The organism is Lysinibacillus sp. FSL W7-1291, from assembly GCF_038593415.1.
In the GTDB taxonomy this organism is placed as follows: domain Bacteria; phylum Bacillota; class Bacilli; order Bacillales_A; family Planococcaceae; genus Lysinibacillus; species Lysinibacillus fusiformis_D.
Genome location: NZ_CP151994.1, coordinates 2,986,494 through 3,012,030 on the forward strand (window position 1 = coordinate 2,986,494; position 25,537 = coordinate 3,012,030).

Here is a 25,537-nt window from a genome sequence, read left to right on the forward strand (position 1 = left end):
CGCTTTCCGTGGGCGGGGTCGAGCTGCTTCCCTCGCTTCGCTCAGTCCAGGATCTCGACTTTCCCGCTTTTCCCGCAGGAGTCGCCGCCCTTCGTTCCAATCAACTTCTACATAAAGAATTCCTTATTCATCTATTGATAAAAAGTAAACTTTTGAGGTGATCAACCATGATGACGAAGAATCAAACCAATGAACGTGAACAATTAGAAATGTTAACGATTGATCAATTAGTTCCCAACGATCATTTAGTGAGAAAACTGGAGGCTGCTATTGATTTTTCATTTATCTATCCTTTAGTAGAACATCTCTATTCACCTAATGGGCGTCCAAGTATTGATCCTGTTGTTCTCTTTAAAATGACGTTTATTCAATATGTTTTTGGCATTCGCTCCATGCGTCAAACGATCAAAGAAATTGAAACGAATATGGCGTATCGTTGGTTTTTAGGATTTGGCTTCCATACAGAAGTCCCGCATTTCTCTACCTTCGGTAAAAATTATGTCCGTCGCTTTCATGACACCGATATATTTGAACAGATTTTCTATCGTATATTAAAAGAGATTATGCATCAGAGACTCCTCCATGCAGACCATCTATTTATTGATTCCACGCATGTGAAAGCGAGTGCGAATAAACGGAAGTATGATAAAAAGGTCGTGCGAAAAGAAACACGAGCTTATGAAGAGAAGCTTCAATTAGAGTTAAATATGGATCGTGAAGAACACGGAAAAAAGCCCTTTCCCCCGGAGAAGTTTGAAAAGGAAGAATGGAAAGAAATAAAGGAAAGCACGACAGATCCTGAAAGTGGCTATTACGTGAAGGATGAACGTACGAAGCAGTTTGCATATTCCTTTCATGCAGCCACAGATGAAAAGGGCTTTGTCTTAGGTGCCATTGTGACTCCGGGAAATGTGCACGATAGCCATGTATTACAGCCACTTGTTGAAAGGGTCATTCAAAATGTTCAAAAACCAATCGCTGTTGCGGCAGATGCAGCCTATAAAACACCAGCGATTACGAACTTTTTGTTAGAGAATCAAATGTTGCCTGTTCTTCCGTATACACGTCCTAAAACGAAAGATGGATTCTTCCGAAAGCACGAGTATACATATGACGAGCACTATAATTGTTATCTTTGCCCACAAGGGCAGATATTGAAGTATGCGACAACGACGAAGGAAGGATATCGCCAATATAAATCGAATCCTTTGATTTGTGCGAAGTGTCCAAGCCTTTCCCAATGTACAGAAAGTAAGCATCATCAAAAACTCATTCAACGCCATATTTGGGAGTCGTATGTGGAGGAAGCTGAACATTTACGCCATGCCTATGACATCAAACAAATTTATGCAAAGCGCAAAGAAACGATTGAGCGTGTCTTTGCCGATGCAAAAGAAAAGCATGGTATGCGATGGACAACCTTAAGAGGTCTAAAAAAATTGTCCATGCAGGCGATGCATACTTTTGCTGCCATGAATTTAAAGAAACTGGCTACTTGGACGTGGCAAGTAGCTTAAGAGAGCAACTAAGCTCGAAGAGTATGTTGAATTTGGTAGTATATTACCAAATGTTAAAAATAAAATAGGAAGAAAAATGACAAAAACCATCGAGAGTGAACTTCTCGATGGGCTTTTGTCTACAGTCTGAGCTGTACTATGTCAGTACAGCTACTTGTCAGTCATACTATTCTAAAGTAGAAATGTATTCAGCGATTGCTTTTGCTTCCTCTTCAGTTTTCATGTTCGGTTGCATTGGAGTACCTTCGATACCCTTTGTTAAAACTTCAACGATATGGGCTTCATCTAAGCCATGTAGGTTTGGACCCATACTACCACTTAAATCATTACCGTGACAACCGATACAAGATTGTACTAGTGCTGCACCATCATCGTTTGCATCTGTAGTTTCAGTAGTTTCGCCACCGCCCTCATGTTCAGCAGCAATTTCTTTCTTGTTATCTGCACCTTGTAAAGACATGAAGAAAATAAGACCAATACCAAATGCCAGAATTAAGATGTAAGGAACGACTGGATTGTTTTTCATAAGTTTCCCCTCCTCATTTTAAGTCTACTTCTATTATAATATAGAATCAGTCAACATCTAATATTGTACTTCATTAACAAAGAAACGAAAAGCCCTATTCGCTAAGTTTTCCTTTGTTTGTAACAAATTCGACATTTCTGTATCTATTGGATAAAATATGTCTTGCCAACCCCAAAATTTGGTCATATTTATCCTTTTCCATACCATTGTTTTCATTACGATTCTGTTGTTATCATACCCTTTGCACACGTACATATACCAAAAAATTAAAAAATCTGTATGTCTTGTATCAACATACAGATTCTCATGTAATAATAATTTCAATATAATATTTGCTGTATCAAGATAGATTTATGATATAATATCCAATCAGTGCTACTAACCCTAAAACACCTGAGACTGTGAAATATAGCAGTTTCATTTTAATACCCGACCAAAGCCAAATTATACAATTCGCTGCAATCAAACAAAACAAAACCGTATTATTTCCACTAAAATATGTAGTGCAAATACGAATAGACATACTAAATAGCAGAATGGCTGCCAGTACATGAAAAATAGGCGCCAGTAGATGTTTTTTTTGTGCCATTTGCCATGCAGCAATAAATAAGATGCATGCCCCTAATCCCACAACCACAGTTAATATCAAAGTCAAAGATTGCATTGTAAAATAGAGTGTCAAAACAGCCATGATGGCGATACATAGACCCACTACTAATAGGACCATTTTTCTTTTTTCTGATGGCAAAATCGCTTGTTTAGGATGTTGCACTGGCTCTAACTCCTCTATATCAGCCCCTTCTGTATAAAGAGCTGCTAAAAAGTCACAATAGTGCTCTGGTAAAAGTTTATTTTGCTTCCAAAATAAAATTTCATTAAGGATTATTTTCTTTCGAGGATTTGTCATAATGATAGCTCCAAACATTGCTTAATAATGGTTGTATTACAATTTTATCTCACAATTTTGGAAAACACATCTGTATAAAGTCGCAAATCTTTCATTTCCTTCATTCTAATTATCTATTATTGTCGAAAATAAGAAAATCGAGTAGCAGGGCTTATTACCTTTTCAGTATATAAAAAAGGAGCTATCCCAACTAATTCACACTAGTCGGATAGCTCCATCTATTTAAATTTATTCTAAGAAATCTTTTAAACGTTTACTGCGAGAAGGATGACGTAATTTTCTTAATGCTTTCGCCTCGATTTGACGAATACGCTCACGAGTTACGCCAAAGACTTTTCCTACCTCTTCTAATGTACGTGTGCGACCATCATCTAATCCAAAACGTAAACGAAGTACGTTTTCTTCACGGTCTGTTAACGTATCTAGTACATCTTCTAATTGCTCTTTTAACAGTTCATAGGCTGCATGGTCAGATGGAGATTGTGCTTCAGAATCCTCAATAAAGTCTCCTAAATGTGAATCATCTTCTTCTCCAATTGGTGTTTCAAGAGATACTGGTTCTTGTGCAATTTTTAAAATTTCACGAACTTTTTCAGGTGTTAAATCCATTTCCTCTCCAATTTCTTCTGGAGAAGGCTCACGACCCAAATCTTGTAAAAGTTGACGTTGTACACGTATTAATTTATTAATGGTTTCGACCATATGAACAGGAATACGAATCGTACGAGCTTGGTCAGCAATCGCGCGTGTAATTGCCTGACGAATCCACCATGTAGCGTAAGTAGAGAATTTAAATCCTTTACGGTAATCGAATTTTTCAACAGCCTTAATCAGACCCATATTCCCTTCTTGGATTAAATCAAGGAATAGCATACCACGACCAACATAACGTTTTGCAATCGATACAACTAAACGTAAGTTCGCCTCTGCTAAACGTTTACGTGCTTCCTCGTCTCCTTGCTCAATACGCTCTGCAAGTGCAATTTCCTGCTCAGCAGATAGTAAATCTACTCGGCCAATTTCTTTTAAATACATACGTACAGGGTCATTTATTTTAACACCTGGTGGTACACTCAAATCGTTTAAGTCGAAAGTTTCTTCATTTGCTTCTTCTTTCATTAGACTTTCTTCTTCAAATTCTTCTTTTCCAATGATTTGAATGTCTTTATGCTTTTCAAGATCCTCAGCAAAATGGAAAATTTCTTCATTTTCCAATTCATAAGGTGTTAGTTTCTCTGAAATTTCTTTCATCGAAATTTCACCTTCTGTTTTCGCTTTTTCTTGTAGGAATTTTTTTGCATCATCTAATGTAATTTCTACTTCTATCTCTTTTGAACGTTCTGACTTGTCCGCCATAAACCTTCCTCCTTCTAAACAACCGAATCGGGTTAAATCGCCGATAACGATTTTCTTAAATGAATAATCTGTTGGGCGATTTCAAGTGCACGTGCATACTCATGCATCTTCTCCGCTTCCTTTGACTCATGCATCTTTTGATAAATTTCTTGCTCAATTCTATATTTTTGAAGCTGACGGATGGAGTCCATTACCTCTGCCTCTGCTTGATCAGGATCTCGCTCAACTAAAGCTGCTTCCATGACAATTTTTCGTAATTCAGCGTCATCCAAAATTTCCACAAAGCGTTGATAATCAGGATGACCATATTCCTCATAAAACCCTACTAAGCGAACAAAAACAGCCATATAAGCATCTCGTACAAATGGCTCCTTTTGCTCACTACGTAATACCCTGTCCACTACATCTATATTATGAAGCATATGAGCCAGTAATAAACGTTCGGCACGTTCGGCTGCGTCCATAGGCTTTTGCTGCTGCGTGACTGGCATTGAAGGCATCTGTGTAGGCATTTCTGATTTTGCAGAACGTACCTGATTAGCCTCCAACTTTCGGAATTGAGCATAAATGGCTTCTTCCGATATATTGGTTTCATTTGATAACTGTCGTATATACAAATCTCGTTCAACTGGTGAGGATCTCCCTACTAGTTGTTCAAGGACTTCTTGAATATACTGAAGCGTATCATTTTCAAATTGAAAGTTCTTATTGCGTCTAGCATGCATCATCATAAAAGCAATATACGCATGAGGATTTTCCAAAATTTGTTCCTTAAATGCTTGTCCACCTAAAGAGTGAATGTATTCATCAGGATCTAATTTTTCTGGCAATACAGCAATATCGACTTTCATGCGCTCCGTATGCAGTAATTGCGCCGCTCGTTTCGCTGCATCAAATCCAGCATTATCACCATCATAGCAAATCGTAATTTGCTCTACTAAGCGTTTTAGCTTTGTGATATGCTGATTTGTTAGCGAAGTTCCCATTGTCGCAACCACATTCATGACACCTACAGAGTTGGCCGCTAAAACATCCATAAAACCTTCCATCAATACTACTTGACGATTTTTTCTGATAGAAGTTCGTGCTTTATCTAGGTTATAAAGCACTTCACTTTTTTGAAATATTGGTGATTCTGGACTATTTAAATATTTCGCTTCTTCACCAGTTGATGTAAGTATTCGACCTGAGAAGGCAATAATTTTACCATTCTCATCTCGAATCGGAAACATAATACGTCCTCTAAAGCGATCAAAGTAGCGTTCTTCTCCCTCTCGCTTAATGATGAGGCCACTTTCCGCAATTTCTTGTAAGTTATAACCTTTTCTTTCAAGCAATATTGTTAATGCTTCAAAGCTTGGGAGAGACCAACCAATGTTATTAGATTCTATAAGTTCCCTTGTAAATCCTCTTTCTAGCAAATAATTTAAAGGTTCTTCGCCATCCTCTGTATTCAACAGTAGATGATGAAAAAAATCTGCTGCAAAAGCGTGTGCTTCTTTCATCCTTTCTTCTGCTTTAGATATCTTTTTTGTTCCCTCTGGAAAGCTTGGCTCAACATCTAAGTGTATGCCAGCACGTTCCCCAAGTTTCACAACGGCATCAGGAAAAGAAATGCCTTCTATATCCATTACAAAAGTAATAGCATTCCCCCCTGCACCACAACCAAAGCAATGAAAGATTTGCTTGTCTGTTGATACAGAAAAAGACGGTGTTTGCTCTCCATGAAATGGACAGAGGCCAAACCAATTTCGCCCACGCTTGGTCAGCTGCATGTATTCACTAATCACATCAACGATATCCGATTGTGTACGAATCTGTTCAATTACTTCTTCTGGAATCTTCCCTGCCAAATCCATCACCATCTTTAATATTTGCGTTCTAGAAACACAATTCGCTATTCGTTTTAAAATTCCTTTATTTCTCGACAAAAAATTAGGATTTTTCTCTTATAAATATTTTTACCACAATTTTATTATTATAAAACAAAAATTAGTTTTTATCTATACTATTTTCAAAATACACTCAAAAAAACCGCCTCTACTAACCGAGGTGGTTTAAATTTCCATCTTATTTACGAGTAAAAATATGTTCAATGATCGTATTTGCAGTCTCTTCGACAGCTTTATTAGTCACATCAATAACTTGACAACCTATTTTACCGACAATTTTTTCAAAATGTTGTATCTCATCTAAAATCCGTTCATGTTGTGCATAGATAGCATCATCATTTAATCCGAGTGACATTAATCTTTCTCTTCTGATAAAGTTTAACTTTTCAGGTGAAATGATTAAGCCAAAGCATTTTTTCGGATCTATTTGTAAAAGCTCTTCCGGTGGCTCTACCTCTGGTACTAAAGGAACATTTGCCACCTTATATTTTTTATGGGCTAAATACTGTGAAAGTGGTGTTTTGGATGTTCTTGATACACCTACGAGTATGATATCAGCCTGTAATAACCCACGTGGATCTCTGCCATCATCATATTTTACCGCAAATTCAATGGCTTCAATTTTTTTAAAATAATCATCATCCAACATATGAACAATCCCTGGCGTTTCTAATGGGTTTTCTTCCATAAAGGTTGCCATAGTTTGTAAGGCTGGTCCTAAAATATCTACTGCCTGAATTTTTTCTTGCTCACATAAATCATGTAATAATTTACGCATTTCTTGACGAACTAATGTATAGACGATAAATGCTCGTTGTTGGGCTGCAAGGAAAACAATTTTACGGATTAGCTCCTCGGACTGAATGTGAGGAAACCGACGAATCACAGTATTTTCTAAACCCGGTCGGAACTGGCTAATAACCGCTTTGGCAACTTGATCACCAGTTTCGCCGACAGAATCAGATACAACAAATACGCGTAGTTTTTTCATGCAGCTCTCCTTCTAATTTAGACGTTTTGTGCAAGAGATAAGAAAGCTCGTGTAATCGTTGTTTTTGTAAGACGACCTACTATGGTTAAACCACCCTCCTGTGGTTCAACTACTGGTAGCGAATCAACTTCTCGTTCAATAAGCTTGTTCGCTGCAACAACTAATGAATCTGATCTTTCACAGTACGAAATATTTGGCATACGTGTCATAATAATATGTACTGGAATTTTATTTAAATCCTGCGTACCAATACTTGTACGTAGTAAATCTTTGCGAGATAGTACGCCTGTCAAAAACTCATTCTTATCTACGACAAAGAGTGTACCAACATCTTCTGAAAACATAAAGCAAATTGCATCATAAACCGTCATTGTTTCCGGGACCACGACAGGACCTGAATGAAAGTCTTTCACTTTTAAATTGTGAATACTATCCAATAAATTAATGGATGTTTTTTTACCTGAATAAAAATAACCAACTCTTGGTCTCGCATCTAAAAATCCTGCCATCGTTAGAATCGCTAAATCTGGTCTTAAAGTTGCTCGTGTCAGATTGAGACGTTCCGCAATATGTTCCCCGGTAATAGGGCCATTTTCTTTCACAATCTGTAAAATGTCTTCCTGACGTTTATTGAGTTCGATTGGACTCACCGCCTCAAATCTAATAGTGTTATACTTATGCTCAATTATTATATACTATTTTAATAATTATTGCGAATTAAAGAACTGCATGCTACAATATTGACACATACGCTTGCTCTATCTGTATTTTCGAGCAAAATTGCGTTATACAGGCGATGATGGGAAAAAAGTATCTGTTCCATTCAATAGCGAGTAGAAGATGGTGAAAGTCTACACAGCAACAGAGAAAAGGCACTCCTTGAGCTAACTTTTTGAAAAGAGGTTTTAAACATTCGTTTAAAACAATCAGGGTGGAACCGCGGGTCTTAGCACTCGTCCCTGGGCATGCATTGTGCCCGGAGACGGGTGCTATTTTCATTTAGTTACTACTAGATGAAATAACTTTAGCGTTTTACCGCTAAAAGAACAATAAGAAAAACTTAGAAGGAGGCTATTTTTATGGCTAACAAATCAATGGAAACCATCGTATCATTAGCAAAACATCGAGGCTTTGTCTTCCCTGGTTCTGAAATCTATGGTGGTTTAGCAAACACTTGGGATTACGGTCCACTAGGTGTCGAATTAAAAAACAATATTAAAAAAGCATGGTGGCAAAAATTCGTTCAAGAATCAGAACACAATGTAGGTATTGATGCTGCGATCTTAATGAACCCAAAAGCATGGGTTGCTTCTGGTCATGTTGGTAACTTCAACGACCCAATGATCGACTGTAAATCATGTAAGGCTCGTCATCGCGCAGATAAAATTATCGAGGATGCTGCATTAGCAAAAGGCGATGAAATCATTGTGGATGGTATGACATTCGATCAAATGAAAGAAACAATGATTAAATATGACGTAGTATGTCCGGATTGCGGAAAAGCGGATTTTACAGATATTCGTCAATTCAACCTAATGTTTAAAACGTTCCAAGGTGTAACGGAATCTTCTACAAACGAAATTTATTTACGTCCCGAAACGGCACAAGGTATTTTCGTGAACTTCAAAAACGTTCAACGTTCTATGCGTAAACGTACACCATTTGGTATCGCACAAATCGGTAAATCTTTCCGTAACGAAATTACACCTGGTAACTTCACATTCCGTACACGTGAATTCGAGCAAATGGAGCTAGAATTCTTCTGCAAACCTGGTGAAGATCTCCAATGGCACGCCTATTGGAAAGAATTCTGTAAAAATTGGTTACTAAACTTAGGCATGAAAGAAGAATCTATGCGTCTTCGTGACCATGAAGATGATGAGCTATCTCACTACTCAAATGCTACAACAGATATCGAATTCAAATTCCCATTCGGTTGGGGAGAGCTTTGGGGCGTAGCTGATCGTACAGATTATGACTTAAAACAACATATGGAACACTCAGGTGAAGATTTCACTTATATCGATCCTGTATCAAACGAACGTTATGTTCCTTATTGTATTGAGCCATCTTTAGGGGCTGACCGTGTCACATTAGCATTCCTATGTGATGCCTATGATGAAGAAGAGCTAGAAGGTGACGATAAACGTACAGTTTTACGTTTCCACCCTGCACTAGCACCATTTAAAGCTGCTGTTCTACCGCTTTCTAAAAAATTATCTGATGAAGCGGCAGATGTTTGGGCAGAGCTCCGCAAAGCGTTCCCTGTTGATTTTGATGAATCACAATCAATCGGTAAACGTTACCGCCGTCAGGATGAAATTGGTACACCATTCTGTATCACATACGATTTTGACTCAAAAGAGGATGGCCAAGTAACAGTACGTCATCGCGATTCTATGACGCAAGTTCGTATGCCAATTGCAGAAGTAAAAGCATATATCGAAAAACATCTTCAATTCTAATCGTTTTGCTGAACAAAAGAGGGAGTAGCCAGTCTGGCAACTCCCTCTTTTTATGCTTTATATGTGGAAAATAAGCGCTCTTGCATTTTTTCCTCGAATGAAAACTTTTTCATGCTCATCCCTACTAAGCTCACTAGTATCTCTTCAATATCAGCTAATGAATAATAAAGAAAGGCACCTTCTCGCATTGGACGAACTCGTTTGTCAACAGTTTGTTCCTCTTCAATAAAATAGGCGACATTGACATCACAATGCCCCATCAATTGTGTAATACGTTGATCATCACCTGGATTGATAAAGAAAGGTACTATTTTATCGATATACAAAATACTTTGCACAAGTTTAATGAAGAAATTTTCACGTAAGGAAGACTCCACCACTAAAATGGTCGTTTGTTCATGCTGATAATCCATATATAATACATTTAATTGCTCTTCTAATAGCTTTTTTAAGATACTAATAGAATTTCTATATTTCGTCATATCTGTTTGTATTTCTCGTGTTAGCAAACGTAGTATACGAAACGCTGGTAAGAAAATTTTTAAGACAATTTCTTTAGGATGTAAATGATCAATTAATTTACTAAAATGAATTCTCAGATTATTCTCATCACAGCGGATTAATTGCTCCACAAATAAGTTAAAAATCTCTTCGAAGCTATTCGCCCTGTAGTCAATCATCTTCGTAATTTTCACACTATAGTTTAAAGGCAAGTTCATAGATTTTTGCTCATCTAGCAACCTCACCTTTGGTAATGTCGGAAATAAATCATAAACTAGCTCTACTTGTGCACTACGATTATCCGATAGCATAACAACCGAGTTGACTGGGTAAATGCCTAAACATTCAACAAACTTATGCATAAAGTTCTCATTATATAAATGACGATCCCTGTATAAAACAGCTAATGCATCTGTAGCACCGTAGCCAACATGGTAGACTCTTTTCGATGTCATGGCTGAATACACATCAATAATTTGTAATAATTGCACACCATCACTCATTTCATCTGCACAAAGTTGATTTGGATAGCCCTTCCCTGCAAAGCGTTCATGATGATCTCTCGCTAAATAGGCAATGTCTTCCTCCTGATATTCTATTAGTAAGTCATAACCTTTTGTTGTATGCGTTTTGACGATTTCAAACTCATCTTCAGAGAGTTTGCGCTTTAAATTTAATATTTCCTGCGGTATAAAGACCTTCCCAATATCGTGGAATAAATAACCTCTTGCTAATGTTTCAATATCCGTTAAACCTAGATATCTAGCAAAGATTGTCCCTAACACAAATACATCAAATGAGTGGACAAATGAATATTCATCCCATTCCTTTAAGCGCATAAGTAGCTCATAGCGATGTTTTTTTTCTAAAATTTTTTCAAAAACACCACGTACATAAGCCGTATCTTGCATGCTTTTCAGTATTTGTCCATATCGTAATTCATGCACAACATTCTCCAACGTTGTCATAAAAAGCTGACTTACCGTTTCTTTATATTCATCTACTGGTTCAGTTTTTTCAATTAATGGAGCAAATAAATCTTCATATTCTCTTGTTCGTTGAATACTTAAATCATGAACAACTCGAACTGAATCAGATGGTAAATAGACTGACAATTCATCTACTTTTCGAAGTTTAAGTAAGGCAATAATTCGCTCCGTTAAAACTAAATCTTTTTTAGCTAATAGACGATAGTCTGAGAAAATATCTTCAGCTAATATATCATTCGCTTCAACTTCCTGAATACTTAAGGTTACTTTTCGTAGCATATTTTCTGCCACATACGCAATGTACTAAGCACTATGTGACTCCCTCCTTCTTCCATAGGACTGCGTTATTCTGATAACGTATCAATGACTCCTCGCTTTCGCACAGATGAATATGTCCTGATTTTTCCAAGCTTGCTTGAAAAGCTTCTTTTTTAAAACCGTGACATCTAGCGGAGGCTTTATCTTGATTCAACCAGTGTTTAAACACCCGTTAAAAAAAGCAAAACAAGCATTTATTTTTCCCTATAGAGAGGGAGGCTTTTGTACCTAATGTTGTGCTTTTGATACAAAAAAACATTTGCTGAATCAAGATAAAATACGTTTTGCTGATAGAGGCTTCCATTTCATAGGCATGTCTAAATTGATCTAGCGTACATTTGTGTCGATGGGGATGAAACGACTAAATTATATTTTTAAAATATAAATACGATTATCTATATTTATTACAATATCATAGGTTAAAATACCTTTTCAACTAGTATATGGGACTCAAGTGATCGGTTTCTACTATTAATATATTGAAAACTAAAGAAAAACACAAAACCTTTTACCTATTATTTTTCATTTATCATCGAAATAAAAATTAATAAAAAGTCAAATAGACCCTTTACTCAAATTTCACAATCATAACTTTATTATATAAAACTAATTTTCTATAATCATTTTAATTTGTAAAAATTGAAATTTTATTCATTTACAATCCGCCTCCCATTCCCTTAAAGTATAACCAACGATGCTACTATTGACCTATCCAACTCTCTCCATATAGATGTATAGTTCAAAAGGCAAATCAAGTTTCGTTGCTGTTAAACATTTAATTACCAGTAATGTCATGCTCAAGGATGATATTTCCTCTATTCGCAGTTCCAACTTTTTGGTATAAATAAGGTATTATAGTTAGTATTAGCTGTTAAATAATGAATAATTAACATGCTAAAGACATCCCCCTTTTTAACATTCAATCGTCCGGAAGTTTGAACTGATACATAGGAAGGTCTTAACAAAACATTCATACTATAAAATTTTATATTGTACTATTTGGAGGAATTCAATTGAAGTCTCAACGTTTATTTCAACTAGCCATGGCATCTGCCTTAGCAACAAGTGCGATTGTTATCGCACCACCAGCATATGCAGCGTTTTTTCCTGATGTTAATCCATCCACTGAAGAAGGAAAAGCTATCATTCAGTTAGCAGAGCGTGGCATTATTTCTGGCTATATGGACGGAACGTTTAAACCTGCAAACCCTATTACACGCACACAGGCTGCGAAAATTTTAGCAGGTATTTTAAAGTTAGATACAGTTCATGTAAAAAATCCTCAATTTAAGGACATTAAACCTGGCGATGAAAATTACGGAGCGATTGCCGCATTAGCCAATGCAGGAATAATTAATGGGGCAAATGGTTACTTCTACCCAAATCAAAATATTACACGCGAACAAATGTCAAAAATGATTGCTAAGGGCTTTGGATTAACGAGTCCAAGTAATACACAATTGCCATTTACAGATGTCAAAAAAGGAACTGAATTCGAACCTCATATTAAAGCTTTATTTGCCAATGGCATTACAAAAGGAACGTCAGCCACTACATACGGTCCAAAGAGTCCTGTGAAGCGTTCCCAATTGGCTGCCTTCGTTGTACGTGCTGAAAAAATGTTAAGCAATGCAACCGTTTATGCAAGTCAATTTAAACAGGACTATATCTTTGCGTCTTATGGTGGTCTTGAGCCAGCAGAGGATATTTTCACATGGACTGAAGAGGAAGATATGACAGAGTCTATCACGATTACCCCTATAAAAGAAGGTACGGGCAAATTAGTGATTACTGGATTTACTGATGATTCAGAGGACTTTACAACTATTTTTTATTTAGTTCATGTAAAAAATGTCAATGGAAAACTGAAGGTAACGCTTGAGGAAGTAAAGGAAGAGGATTATACAGAAAATTCACCACTTGATTTAGCAGAAAGCAATTTACCATTCGTGCCAACTGAGGTAACAGTTCAAAATATGAACGGGCAAGCACTTGCATCGAATTTATACAGCTTTAATCAGAATGATCAAACATTAACTATCTTGAAAAATGGACAGTTCATTGTTACATTTTCAGAAGGGACACAGCAACAAAAGATGGCGGCTGATGTGTATGCCTATGACTTTGTTCGCGGTATTGATTTGTACCATTTAACTGACGAATTAACACTATCAACGCCAGTATTACCTTTCGAGCCAGCTAGTGTAGCTCTTGAAGTTTTTGACTTTGAGCCAGCGCCTGTAAAAGCAACTATTCTTAATGGACAACTACATGTTACACCAAAAACAGAAGGTATTGCCATTCTTCATCTAACAGGTAAAAACGAGGAAACAGTCTATCTCTATGTGGAAAGTAAAAAAATTGCTGGACAATGGGCTTTTCTATATGAATTTGATATCTGAAATAATTTTTTAATAGCACAAAATGCCAGAAGAACATTATGAGTCTTCTGGCATTTCATTTTTAGATCGTATTTGCAATTCAGGCGTTCGCTCTAGTTGCTCAATAAATTTTTTCGTCTTAAAGCGGATACCTGTTTGTTCTTCATAGATGGTTGTAATAATTTTTTTGATGAAATATTTTGTTTCTTTTTTTAGCTCTATTTTTCCGATTTGATCGATTGGAACAGTATAAAACATACGTATAAGCTTCAGTTGTGTTGGTGTTAAACGAATGATATAGGGGTCATACTGATAACAGCGATGACATAAAAACCCTCCTTGTGCAAAGGAAAAAGCAAATTCCCCATCGACAGCACCACACGCAGCACAGGCATGTAAAATAGGTTGCACACCTGTATAGGGTAACATTTTCCACTCAACAAATAGTGTGATAGCTTCGGGATCATAGCCTTCCTCAATTGCTTGTAATGCGTGTAATAATACATCAAAAGCAAATGGCTCTGGTTTCCCTTCTTCCACGACACGTTCCACCAGTTCCATGATATAGCTAGCATAGGCAGTGGCCATAATATCTTCACGAATATGACGCATCGAGTTCAAATGCTCTCCTTGTTGTAATGTCCCCATACCAGTATGATGTTGCACCATAAACATGCCATAGGTAAAGGGTTGTGTGACGGACGCCAATCGACTAGAAGGCTTTTTTGCCCCCCTAGCCATTGTAGCCACTTTGCCAGCTTCTCGTGTTAGCAGAGTGACAATTTTATTGGATTCCCCATAAGCACGTACCTTTAATACAATGCCTTCCCATTTATGAAGCATAGTTCTCCTCCTTTCCTAAAAGAGCTATCCAAGAAAAGAGAGCTATCCAAAATGCTTTGGACAGCTCAAAGTAATACCTCTCAATTACACTCAGATTTTACTGAGCAGACGATTTGAAAAAAGACCTCCAGGAGGCAATCTATAACATCTGCTGAAGTCTATATTTTTAATTCAGCATGCGTTTGAACATCTGCTAAGAAATTCACCCGATAAACACTGCTGGATTAGGATCACAACAGCTTAATATTCATCATCACGGAATCCAAAATCGCGTAAATGTGTAGATTTATTACGCCAATCTTTTTGTACCTTAACCCATAGCTCTAAATAGACTTTTGAGCCTAACAGCATTTCAATATCCTTTCGTGCACGTGTCCCTACTTCTTTCAGCAAGGCTCCACGTTTCCCAATGACAATGCCTTTTTGAGAATCGCGCTCCACAATAATCGTCGCGGCCACATGAATTTTGTCAGCATTTTCTTCATCACGGCGAATTTTATCAATCACCACTGCAATCGAGTGGGGAATTTCTTCACGTGTTAAATGTAAAACTTTTTCGCGTATCAGCTCTGAGATGATAAATCGCTCAGGATGATCCGTCACTTGATCTGCTGGGTAATATTGTGGTCCTTCTGGTAAATATTTTGCTAACGTCGCTAATAAATTTTCTACATTATTCCCTTGTAGTGCTGAAATCGGTACAATTTCTGCAAAATTATAGCGCTCTTTATAGTTCTCAATAATCCCTATTAATTCGTCTGGATGAATGGCATCAATTTTATTGATGACCAAAAAGACAGGCGTCGGATTCCCCGCCAACAATTCTAAAATGAATTCATCGCCTTTACCAAGTTTTTGCTCAGCATTGACCATAAACATAATAACATCCACTTCACGCAATGTATTTTTAGAAACTTTCAGCATGAAATCGCCTAGTTTATGTTTTGGTTTGTGAATACCTGGTGTATCAATAAAAATCATTTGGCTATCATCTGTTGTCAGTACACCTTGTACTTTATTTCGTGTTGTTTGTGGCTTATCACTCATGATCGCAATTTTTTGGCCAATGACACGATTTAAAAATGTCGATTTTCCTACATTTGGACGACCAATAATGGAGATAAAGCCTGACTTGTAGCCATTGTTAGTTTCCTGCATTCTCTAAATCCTCCGTCGTAAATGCAAACGGTAGTAATTCGCCTACCGACGTTACCGTCACATCACCTTTTAAGTTCGTTAAATAAACAGGCATAGTTGGCGCACAAAACTCCATCATTACCTGACGACATGCTCCACACGGTGCGCATGGCCCGTCCGTATCAGCAACAATGGCAATGGCTTCGAATTCATAAATGCCCTCTGATACAGCTTTAAAGAACGCTGTACGCTCCGCACAATTCGTCATACTATAGCCTGCATTTTCAATATTGCAGCCGTGAATGACCTCTCCCTCTTTTGTTAAAAGAGCTGCACCTACTTTAAATTTCGAGTATGGAACATAGGCTTTTTCACGTGCTTTTTTTGATTCCTCTAATAATCCTTGCATATCCACTGTCATCTATACAAATTCTCCCTCACATTATGGTTTATTTTCATTAAGAAGACACTCATTTCCATTAAAACCATTTTGGCAGAAAGATGAGTAATCCGATTATAGCACTGAATAGCGCAAATACAAGCACTGCACCTGCCGCAATATCTTTCGCCTGCTTAGCAAGTGGATGTATCTCTGGGGAAGCTAAATCAACCGCCCGTTCGATAGCTGTATTGATCATTTCCAGCGCAAACATTAGTGCTATTAATAGTAGCACAATATACCATTCCATACGAGATAAACCTGTCCAATAACCAGCCATTATAACAATGATTGCACTAATTATATGTGATTTTAAATTTTGTTCTTTACTTGCTGTGATAATGCCTTCCAATGCATAGCCAAAAGATCGCAAGTATTTGCGCAAATCCATTTAGTCTCGCCCTAAGCCGAAAGTTTGTAAAATTTCATCTTGCTTTGTAAACATTTTTTTCTCTTCTTCTGGCTCCATATGGTCATAACCAAGCAAATGTAAAAAACCATGTACAGCTAAAAAACCTAATTCTCGTTCAAAGGAATGATTGTATTCCTCAGCCTGCTCTTTGGCACGGTCTGTAGAAATGATAATATCACCTAGTACACGTGGCATTCCTTCAAAAGTTACCTCGATTTCCCCTTCCCCTAGCTCCTCTAACGCAAAGGAAATGACATCTGTAGGCTGATCCTTGCCACGATACTCACGGTTAATATCTTGAATCGTCTCATTCGTTACAAACGTCACTGAAACCTCAGTTTCTGGCTCAATATTTTCAATACTCGCTGCATGCTGTAAAAGCTTTTCAACAAGCTCTGTATGTGGTGTAGCCACTTCATTTGTTTCATCTGTAAAATCAATTGTTAAAATCATAGATCCTCCTACTTATCTGCCTTTGGATATTCAATACGTGAGTGGAAAATACCATTCAACGTTTCACAAAGAACTCTCTCTATACATTTTAACTCTTTTATCGAAATATCGCATTCATCAAACTGATTATCCTGTACACGATCATCAATGATCGCTCGTACTAGCTTATGGATTTTTTCAGCATTTGGCTCTTTCATTGAACGAACTGCTGCCTCAACACTGTCAGCAACACTAATAACCGCTGCTTCCTTAGTTTGTGGTTTTGGACCTGGATAACGGAGCTTTGCCTCATCAATGCTTTTTCCTTGTTCCTTCGCTTTAAACAAGAAGAACTTTAATAAACTTGTACCATGATGTTGTAAAGCGATATCGATAATTTCTTGCGGCATTTTATAGCGTTTTAACATGTCGGCTCCATCTGTTGTATGGGCGATAATAATTTCTGCACTTGTCTCAGGCGGTAAAGAATCATGCGGATTAATACCTGACATTTGATTTTCAATGAAAAAGGCAGGACGCTTTGTTTTACCTATATCATGATAATAACAACCAACACGCGCTAGTAAACCATCTGCACCAATTTCTTCACAGGCAGCTTCTGCTAAATTCGCTACCATTACACTATGATGATATGTCCCTGGTGCTTCCATTAGTAATTTTTTTAATAAAGGATGATTAGGATTGGATAGCTCAATTAAACGCAGCGACGATAATAAACTAAATGCTGACTCAAAGAATGGTAGAAGTCCCATTGTTAATGCCCCTGAAAGCAAGGCAGATAACATAGCTGCAATCAAGTAAAACACTAATTCTGGTAAGCCGTAGGATGATTGTGTCATGAGTAAATAAAAGGCGATAAATGCCATGTTGACAAGGGAAATCACACCAACTGCATGTAAAATATGTGAGCGTTTTTCCACACTACGCAAAAAGAACAGGCTTGCAAGCCCTCCAAAAATAATATACAACGTAATTTCCATTTGCATAACAGATGAATAGCCTTCTTGAAAAATAACACCTGCTGAGGCTGCGGTCATAACGGTAATGAGCACAGCTGCTCGTTCATCCGCTAATAATCGTACAAGCATTGTAGCTAATGCCGTCGGGAACAGAAAGGCAATCGTTACATCAAAGCCACCAGATACTAAGCTAATAAATTTCATGAGCAGGATAGACAATGTATAAACAATCACTGTCACTAATAAGGCATTGCGTTTTTTTCGTTCGTCAGCATCCCAACGCTCAAATAAAATATACATAAACATCATTTGCAGTAGCGTTAAAATAATAAGTCCAGCAATTGGCTTCAAGGATGCTTTATTACTTACCATACCCAATAGCTCTAATTGTCGGTAAGCCTCATTATCAATAATTTGACCTTCCTGCACAATGATTTGTCCTTGTAAGATTCGTGTCGGCTCGACGCTTTCCTTCGCCTGCTCTTTGCGAATTTTCGTTTGGTCTTCGTTAATCGTTTCATTTTCAATAATACTTGTACGCCCTATTAACACGACTGTATTGAATATTTTATCAGGATACCCTCGTTGCCCTCGAATCTTTGTCTCAAAATCATTTTGAGCAACAAAGACATTTTCAGGTCGGATAGACTTTTGTAAATAGTCCTCTACAAATTTGGATAATTGCGTACTAGTTCTGTTTAAATCTTCATCACTTTGCACTAACAGACCTTCCAGCTGTGAATCTGTAAAGATTAATGGCATCTGGTCTTCATCTATAGATTCGAATTTTTTGCGAAGCTGTGCAACTTGATCGGCAATAGGTATAGGTTCCTTACTGTTTGCAACATCCTTTTTCACTTCTAGTACATAATCAAACAATGATGTTACAATCGCTGCTCTTTGCTTGGCGACATCCTCCGAAAATTGATAGACTGAATCCACTGCATTGGCGGCTTTTTCCCGCTCTAGCTGCGTCTTATAAGTGTCTTCAATCGTTTTGGTAGATCGTACGGTTTCAGGCGCAAGCTGTAGTGGTTTGAAATCATATGTAACTCCCTTAACATTGCCATACATAAACGCAAACTGTAGGCCGCCTGTTAAAATGAGAATGATGATAATAAAGTAGCGAAAACCGATAAGCTCTGTAAATTTTCGAAGTTGTTTCTCCATTTGGCACCTCCTCTATCTACCTACTATCATACCAATTCAACATACATTTTTCTCGAAAAATGTATAAGAAAGCAAAAAACAGCTATACAATTTTGCATAGCCGTCACATTTTTTCCCATATTTTGATTAATTTCGTAGTTTAGCTATTTGCTTTGTAATGATGATTTTAAAACACTATCACATCTGTCGCTTCACTTTCCGGGCAGACTTTTTAAACCTCGTTGCCCCTGGCGCTTCGCTTGCCGGGCAGACTTTTTAAACCTTGTTGCCCCTGACGCTTCGCTTGCGGGGCAGACTTTTTAAACCTTGTTGCCCCTGGCGCTTCGCTTGCGGGGCAGACTTTTTAAACCTCGTTGCCCCTGACGCTTCGCTTACGGGGCAGACTTTTTAAACCTCGTTGCCCCTGACGCTTCGCTTACGGGGCAGACTTTTTAAACCTCGTTGCCCCTGACGCTTCGCTTACGGGGCAGACTTTTTAAACCTCGTTGCCCCTGACGCTTCGCTTACGGGGCAGACTTTAGAATTGCTTCGCAATTCTAAAGTTGCTGTTCTTCGTAGGCTTGGATGATTTTGGCTACGATTGGGTGGCGTACGACATCGCCTTGTTCTAATACTTGGAAATGTATGGACTTTACATATTTTAATGTACGCTCTGCTACAATCAAGCCAGATTCCGTATTTTTAGGTAGGTCAATTTGCGTTTTATCACCTGTAATGACCATTTTAGAACCGAAGCCTAGACGTGTTAAAAACATTTTCATTTGCTGATGTGTTGTATTTTGAGCCTCATCCAAAATAACAAAGGCATCATCTAATGTACGACCACGCATATAAGCTAATGGCGCGATTTCTATTGTTCCGCGTTCAATCAGTCTTTGTGTTTGTTCAGCCCCGTAAATGTCGTTTAAAGCGTCGTAGAGAGGTCTAAGATAAGGATCTACCTTTTCCTTTAAATCTCCTGGCAGAAATCCTAGAGACTCTCCTGCTTCAACAGCAGGGCGAGTTAAAATAATTCGCTTTACATGCCCATTTTTAAGTGCCTGTGTTGCCATGACTACCGCTAAATACGTTTTCCCAGTACCGGCTGGACCAATACCAAAAACAACGTCTTTATGACGGATTGCTTGTATGTATTCTCGTTGACCAATTGTTTTTGCACGGATTGGCTTGCCTTTCGTCGTGCGTGCTATTTCTTCATCATAAAGTTCTGCAAAATATTCAATCGTGCCTTTTTGTATCATTTCAATCGCTGTTGTAACATCCCGTTGATCAATATTAATTCCTTTGCGAATGACCTTCAATAGTGCATGCAGAAGTAAGGTTGCCTGCTCCTTAGCATTTTCTTCACCAGCCAGCTGAATTTGCTCACCGCGCGTAATGATATGAACATTTAGTGCTTCTTCGACTAATTTCATATTTGCATCTGAAATACCGAGTAGCATAACCGCTTCGTTTGGATTATCCACCTGTAATACAGTTAACTGTTCTGACATAATCATTCTCCTTGTAGGCCTTGTATTGGACTTGCAATGTTTTCATTGACTAAAAATAGAACTTTCCCTTCAACTGTACCATTCCCCCACTTTGCCTGTAAAAGGTTTTCTTTCTTGATCATTGTTTTTGCAGGTAACGAACGTAACACTTTTTCATGCAGTAGAGGGATTAGCAATGACTCTATTTTCGATTCATCAAGCTCCACTTGCATCGTATTTGTCTGTTGTTCCTCTACAATCGAAACATAGGGGTCTAACCAATTCGGTAAATCCTTCTTTTGTACATAATCTACTTTTTCTTTGTGTATCCCCTTTAGCAATACTCGCCACTGCTTTTGCTGCACAGTTTCCATTGTAATCGTTGTTGGGATTTTGAACGAGCATTCAAGCCAATAGTCTGCAAATACCTCTCCCTTAGCCCCAACATAAACTTGATCTGTACCACTTTCAATAACACCACTCACAAGGACGTCTCCCTCATAGGCTGTATCATTTATTGAAATCTTCCGTTCACCATTTTGTATATTAAAATGAGTAATGACACCACTTTTCGTTGCGACTAAATGCGAAGCTAATTTGTCATTCGATTGCTCTGTTTGCTTCGGTGATTCCTGAGGTCTCAGTATTACTCGTCCGCCGTGTTTATCAATATGCACCCATGATAGCTCTCGATGTTGCTCTAACAGCTTTTGACGTATGATGGTATTGGAAGGTAAACTTTTTTTAGAGAGCGGTGTTTCTAGTTGAAAGGTCTCTTGAAAGGTTTTGCCTAGCCGCTGCTCCAGTTCGGGTGTCGCTGCCTCAATGTCCACTCGCCAAATGACTTGTGCGCAGATAATAGGAATGACAATCATCAAGGTTAAGCCAAGCAAAGTCCAAAGCTGTGCTCGGAAAACTTGCAGCTCATCTGCATAAAAAACAGCCATTTTCAAACGAAACTGTCTTCGAGCACGGCGAATTTTTGGTAAGTAATGCATAGTTGTTTCAAAGGAAACTTCTTGCTCACGAAAGACTACACGCTTTAACGGAACATGCTGAGCATGCAATGCTTGAATAAAAGGATGAACATTTTCATGGCGCTTTATACGTATAATGATAGGCCGATTATTCCACATTTTAGCTCACATCCATATTCTTTGCCTTTTTCATCTGAAGCTCCTGTAGATTATCAACAGAGAGATGAAGCATTTCTTCTTTTAGAGCATTAATCTTCACGGAATCTGCATTGACAGTAATATGATAATCTGCATAAACAAACGAACAGGTCGTAGCATCTGCATGGATAAACCGATAAGGTCCAATAATTTTTAATGATTCGTATTCTAACAATTCGAGTAGTGGCGTTAATTGAAATAATTTTTTCATAAAAAATGCCTCCTTCTTCGGCAATATATGCATCGAAAAAGGAGGACATGCTAGTTATTTTCTTTTTGCTTTAGGTGGTCCTAATATTTCAGCCATTACGATCGCTTGCATAAGATCGTTTTTCGATTGAGGTAATTGAAAAGCCGATGGCGTACCGACTGTTTGCACCTCTTTTTTCCCAGTAGCTAGACGTCCTCTACTTTCTCGAATAGAAGTACGACTAGGAACATCTGCTGGCATAACTGGCGGGGCCATATAGCTTGGTATTTCCTGCTTCACCTGTTCCTCGACAAACTTTTTAGGCTCTTCAACTTTCTCATTTTCAGGAATCCAATCACCAATAAACTCTCGTGCAAAATCTTCAAAACTTTGCGCTCTCCCTGCACGATGCGGCGTTGTTTCCGCCATAACTGGAGGCTCTGCCGCTGTATCTTTATTAAAAGGAGGCATCTGTTTCTGAGGCTTTTTATTTTTTGATTTTCCGAAAATAGAGCTGGCTATGGCAATTAAGGCAATAATTATTAATTGTTCCATATGTTAGTTCCGCTCCTTTCCGTTTTTAAGCATTTGGATCATTCGTGTCTGGCTTATCAGTGCTTACTTTTGAAATCGAGTCGCGCATCGCCGTATCCGCTTGAATGTTACGATAATTCATGTAATCCATAATGCCAAGATTACCAGAACGTAATGCTTCAGCCATAGCCTGTGGTACTTCTGCTTCAGCCTCTACTACTTTCGCCTTCATTTCTTGAACACGGGCAATCATTTCCTGCTCATTCGCTACAGCCATTGCACGGCGTTCCTCAGCTTTTGCCTGAGCAATGTTTTTATCCGCCTGCGCTTGTTCAATCTGTAATTCTGCACCGATGTTTTTACCGATATCTACGTCGGCAATATCAATGGATAAGATTTCAAAGGCTGTTCCTGAGTCCAAACCTTTTGATAATACTGTTTGTGAAATCATATCAGGATTTTCTAATACTTCTGTATGGTGCACAGCCGAACCGATTGTCGAAACAATCCCTTCACCAACACGGGCAATAACTGTTTCTTCACCAGCACCACCGACTAAACGCTCGATATTTGCACGCACTGTAATACGTGCCTTTGCTTTAACTTCAATCCCGTTCATTGCTACACCTGAAATAAATGGTGTTTCAATAACTTTTGGATTAACAGACATTTGAACCGCTTCTAATACATCTCGACCAGCTAAATCAATCGCTGCACAACGTTCAAAAGATAGTTCAATATTGGCACGGTGAGCTGCAATTAATGCATTGACAACACGGTCAACATTACCACCTGCTAAATAGTGACTCTCTAACTGATTAATCGTAACAGGTAAACCTGCTTTATGTGCTTTAATCAACGGATTGACAATTCGAGAAGGGATAACTCGACGTAAACGCATCCCAATTAATGTGAAAATACTAACACGAACGCCTGCTGCTAATGCAGAAATCCACAGTGCTACCGGTACAAAGGTAAAGAATACCGCAAGAACAATGAATAAAATAACCAGTCCAGCAATTGGACCAATTAAAGCTAAATCAAAACCCATTTTCTATTCCTCCATCTCTTTATCTGTTTGTCTCACAACAATACGTGAGCCTTCAACTTTAATAATTTCTACATGTTGATTGGCATCGATATAGCCACCTTCTGATACAATATCAATGCGTTCACTACCAAGTACCATTGTACCTGATGGACGTAGTGGTGTAAGCGTTTTCCCAATTTTCCCTAACAGTTCTGTGCGATTGACATTGGACACATACCCTTCTTCTGTCGTAGTTGCATCCATTAACACGAGCCTGTTTAAGACATGCATTTTTTTTCCGAAAAATTTCATCAGAATCACCATTCCTATCATCGCTATCACAAGCGCAATGAGAATTGCTACTATCATTTGCATCATATTTGCACCTGCCAGTATCAGACTTAGTAATATGAGCACGCCACCTAAAATTCCCACAATTCCTCCGGGGACAAAAAACTCTGCAATTACAAGAGCTAAACCAACTATAAATAACAATAATGTTTCATAACCAGCGAAGCCTGCAACCATATGTCCAAAGAAAAATAAACCAAGAGCTGATAGCCCCATTATACCCGGAACGCCAAATCCTGGCGAATATAGCTCCATTACCAGCCCTAAACTTGCGATAGACAATAAAATGGGTACAATGATTGGATTTGTAATAAAACGAGCCAATTTTTCAGAAAATGTTGGTTCGATGGGAATAATATCACTACCCTTAAGGTTTGTTTTCGCTAAAAGCTCCTGAAAATTTTTAACCGTTCCTTCAGAATAGCGAACCTCCAATGCCTCCGAAGCAGATAAGGTTAACAAATTCTTTCCGCCAGCACGGTATTCTGGTAGTTCATAGTTGGTATCTGCCATTGCTAATGCATACTTAGGATCGCGACCTGATGTTTCTGCCGCTGCCTGCATTTGAGCAAGCCAGGCACTATTAGCTTTTAAATCTGCTGCATTACCTGCTGAATCAATGACCGCTGCTGCACCGATTGTTCCATTCGGCACCATGTAAATCTCATCCGCATGTAAGGCTAAAAAAGCACCAGCTGAATGCGCATCCTTATTAATATAAGCAATTGTACGTATCTCCGTTGCATCCATAAGCATGGCGATATCACTTGCAGCATTCACAAATCCGCCAGGCGTATGTATATCTAAGATAATCGCCTCTGCATAGTTTTCTTCAGCCTCTTTAAAAGCTCGTTCTAAAAATGCATGAAGCCCTCGCTCTACTTCATTATGAATTGGAACATGGTAGACCTTACTACTTGCAAAAGCTGACGTTAATGGAAACGCTAACAAAAAAGTCATCCATATTACTAGTAAATAGCTGAGGATTCTCCGTCTTCGCATCTTTTTCCCTCCCTTCTAACATGCTTCTCCCTTCTATATACGGTCAATCATGCGAAAAGTTTCACAAATCTTAAAATTTTTTAAGTTTATTTAAGATTCATTTCCTTTGAATGATTGACACTTAGTATGCTACAAAAAAAGCCGAATGAATCAATAAGATATCATTCGGCTTTTTCATATGTACGTAAGCGTGAGCAATGTAAAATACCTGAAATCAATCCTCCATGTGATTAATTTCAGGTATAATTTTGTCTGCTCAGTGAATCATACAATTGCGTGTTATGAACGTAGGGATTTTTAATGGGAAATTAAATTACCACTTACGTTTACGTGCAGCTTCTGATTTCTTTTTACGTTTTACGCTAGGTTTTTCGTAGAACTCGCGCTTTCTAACTTCTTGAATTGTACCACTTTTTGATACAGTACGTTTGAAGCGGCGAAGAGCATCTTCAAGCGATTCGTTTTTGCGAACGACAGTTTTTGACATCTCTCTTTCCCTCCCTCCGAACACACGTCAATACACAATT

Annotated in this window: 23 protein-coding genes; 3 read left to right on the top strand and 20 right to left on the bottom strand. The window is 38.1% G+C overall.

Features of this window, described 5'->3' with window-relative positions; translation table 11 throughout:
• Positions 1–167 precede the first annotated feature (167 nt).
• Positions 168–1,517: an IS1182-like element ISBsp5 family transposase gene (locus NST76_RS14490; RefSeq protein WP_342544076.1), complete on the top strand. Its 1,350-nt coding sequence runs from the start codon at positions 168–170 to the stop codon at positions 1,515–1,517.
• A 166-nt stretch (positions 1,518–1,683) separates the two neighbouring features.
• On the opposite strand, the gene cccA is transcribed toward NST76_RS14490, so the two are convergent.
• From cccA to NST76_RS14520, 6 genes are all read right to left on the bottom strand, one after another.
• Positions 1,684–2,043: a cytochrome c550 gene (gene cccA / locus NST76_RS14495; protein WP_036120495.1), complete on the bottom strand. Its 360-nt coding sequence runs from the start codon at positions 2,041–2,043 to the stop codon at positions 1,684–1,686.
• A gap of 340 nt (positions 2,044–2,383) precedes the next feature.
• Positions 2,384–2,950: a hypothetical protein gene (locus NST76_RS14500; protein WP_036120498.1), complete on the bottom strand. Its 567-nt coding sequence runs from the start codon at positions 2,948–2,950 to the stop codon at positions 2,384–2,386.
• Positions 2,951–3,178: 228 nt separating this feature from the next.
• Positions 3,179–4,306, bottom strand: coding sequence for an RNA polymerase sigma factor RpoD (gene rpoD / locus NST76_RS14505; RefSeq protein WP_004227165.1), 1,128 nt, complete (start codon positions 4,304–4,306; stop codon positions 3,179–3,181).
• Positions 4,307–4,338: 32 nt separating this feature from the next.
• On the bottom strand, positions 4,339–6,171 hold the full coding sequence (gene dnaG, locus NST76_RS14510; protein WP_080717049.1) for a DNA primase: 1,833 nt from the start codon (positions 6,169–6,171) through the stop codon (positions 4,339–4,341).
• A 205-nt stretch (positions 6,172–6,376) separates the two neighbouring features.
• Positions 6,377–7,189: a pyruvate, water dikinase regulatory protein gene (locus NST76_RS14515; RefSeq protein WP_340809238.1), complete on the bottom strand. Its 813-nt coding sequence runs from the start codon at positions 7,187–7,189 to the stop codon at positions 6,377–6,379.
• 17 nt (positions 7,190–7,206) lie between these two features.
• Positions 7,207–7,839, bottom strand: coding sequence for a helix-turn-helix transcriptional regulator (locus NST76_RS14520; RefSeq protein WP_036120509.1), 633 nt, complete (start codon positions 7,837–7,839; stop codon positions 7,207–7,209).
• A 429-nt stretch (positions 7,840–8,268) separates the two neighbouring features.
• Between NST76_RS14520 and NST76_RS14525 the strand changes: the two genes are divergently transcribed.
• Complete coding sequence (locus tag NST76_RS14525) at positions 8,269–9,654, top strand: glycine--tRNA ligase (protein ID WP_036120515.1); 1,386 nt, start codon at positions 8,269–8,271, stop codon at positions 9,652–9,654.
• 50 nt (positions 9,655–9,704) lie between these two features.
• On the opposite strand, the gene NST76_RS14530 is transcribed toward NST76_RS14525, so the two are convergent.
• Complete coding sequence (locus tag NST76_RS14530; RefSeq protein ID WP_089933549.1) at positions 9,705–11,423, bottom strand: HD domain-containing phosphohydrolase; 1,719 nt, start codon at positions 11,421–11,423, stop codon at positions 9,705–9,707.
• A gap of 1,052 nt (positions 11,424–12,475) precedes the next feature.
• On the opposite strand from NST76_RS14530, the gene NST76_RS14535 reads away from it, so the two are divergent.
• The gene (locus tag NST76_RS14535; protein ID WP_089933526.1) at positions 12,476–13,864 is read left to right on the top strand and encodes an S-layer homology domain-containing protein; all 1,389 of its coding nucleotides are present in this window, start codon (positions 12,476–12,478) and stop codon (positions 13,862–13,864) included.
• Between the two features lie 36 nt (positions 13,865–13,900).
• Here NST76_RS14535 and recO read toward each other — a convergent pair whose 3' ends face one another.
• From recO to rpsU, 13 genes are all read right to left on the bottom strand, one after another.
• On the bottom strand, positions 13,901–14,686 hold the full coding sequence (gene recO, locus NST76_RS14540) for a DNA repair protein RecO (RefSeq protein WP_036120522.1): 786 nt from the start codon (positions 14,684–14,686) through the stop codon (positions 13,901–13,903).
• A 240-nt stretch (positions 14,687–14,926) separates the two neighbouring features.
• Positions 14,927–15,844 (bottom strand): GTPase Era, encoded by a 918-nt coding sequence (gene era, locus NST76_RS14545; protein WP_340834698.1) that lies wholly within the window; start codon positions 15,842–15,844, stop codon positions 14,927–14,929.
• Positions 15,831–16,244: a cytidine deaminase gene (locus NST76_RS14550; RefSeq protein WP_080717050.1), complete on the bottom strand. Its 414-nt coding sequence runs from the start codon at positions 16,242–16,244 to the stop codon at positions 15,831–15,833. Before NST76_RS14550 ends, era begins: the two co-directional genes overlap by 14 nt.
• Positions 16,245–16,302: 58 nt before the next feature.
• Positions 16,303–16,653: a diacylglycerol kinase family protein gene (locus NST76_RS14555; RefSeq protein ID WP_036120529.1), complete on the bottom strand. Its 351-nt coding sequence runs from the start codon at positions 16,651–16,653 to the stop codon at positions 16,303–16,305.
• Positions 16,654–17,127 (bottom strand): rRNA maturation RNase YbeY, encoded by a 474-nt coding sequence (gene ybeY, locus NST76_RS14560; RefSeq protein WP_036120532.1) that lies wholly within the window; start codon positions 17,125–17,127, stop codon positions 16,654–16,656.
• A gap of 8 nt (positions 17,128–17,135) precedes the next feature.
• Positions 17,136–19,256, bottom strand: a complete 2,121-nt coding sequence (locus tag NST76_RS14565) for an HD family phosphohydrolase (RefSeq protein WP_058844758.1) — start codon at positions 19,254–19,256, stop codon at positions 17,136–17,138.
• A 536-nt stretch (positions 19,257–19,792) separates the two neighbouring features.
• Complete coding sequence (locus NST76_RS14570; RefSeq protein ID WP_036121651.1) at positions 19,793–20,749, bottom strand: PhoH family protein; 957 nt, start codon at positions 20,747–20,749, stop codon at positions 19,793–19,795.
• A gap of 2 nt (positions 20,750–20,751) precedes the next feature.
• Positions 20,752–21,864 (bottom strand): sporulation protein YqfD, encoded by a 1,113-nt coding sequence (locus NST76_RS14575; RefSeq protein ID WP_036121654.1) that lies wholly within the window; start codon positions 21,862–21,864, stop codon positions 20,752–20,754.
• A 1-nt stretch (position 21,865) separates the two neighbouring features.
• The gene (locus NST76_RS14580) at positions 21,866–22,114 is read right to left on the bottom strand and encodes a hypothetical protein (RefSeq protein ID WP_036121657.1); all 249 of its coding nucleotides are present in this window, start codon (positions 22,112–22,114) and stop codon (positions 21,866–21,868) included.
• A 54-nt stretch (positions 22,115–22,168) separates the two neighbouring features.
• Positions 22,169–22,648: a hypothetical protein gene (locus tag NST76_RS14585; RefSeq protein ID WP_342544078.1), complete on the bottom strand. Its 480-nt coding sequence runs from the start codon at positions 22,646–22,648 to the stop codon at positions 22,169–22,171.
• A gap of 25 nt (positions 22,649–22,673) precedes the next feature.
• On the bottom strand, positions 22,674–23,678 hold the full coding sequence (floA, locus tag NST76_RS14590; RefSeq protein WP_036121665.1) for a flotillin-like protein FloA: 1,005 nt from the start codon (positions 23,676–23,678) through the stop codon (positions 22,674–22,676).
• 3 nt (positions 23,679–23,681) lie between these two features.
• The gene (locus NST76_RS14595; RefSeq protein ID WP_058844756.1) at positions 23,682–25,010 is read right to left on the bottom strand and encodes a nodulation protein NfeD; all 1,329 of its coding nucleotides are present in this window, start codon (positions 25,008–25,010) and stop codon (positions 23,682–23,684) included.
• Positions 25,011–25,323: 313 nt separating this feature from the next.
• Positions 25,324–25,497, bottom strand: a complete 174-nt coding sequence (rpsU, locus tag NST76_RS14600; protein ID WP_004227078.1) for a 30S ribosomal protein S21 — start codon at positions 25,495–25,497, stop codon at positions 25,324–25,326.
• Between the last annotated feature and the right edge of the window lie 40 nt (positions 25,498–25,537).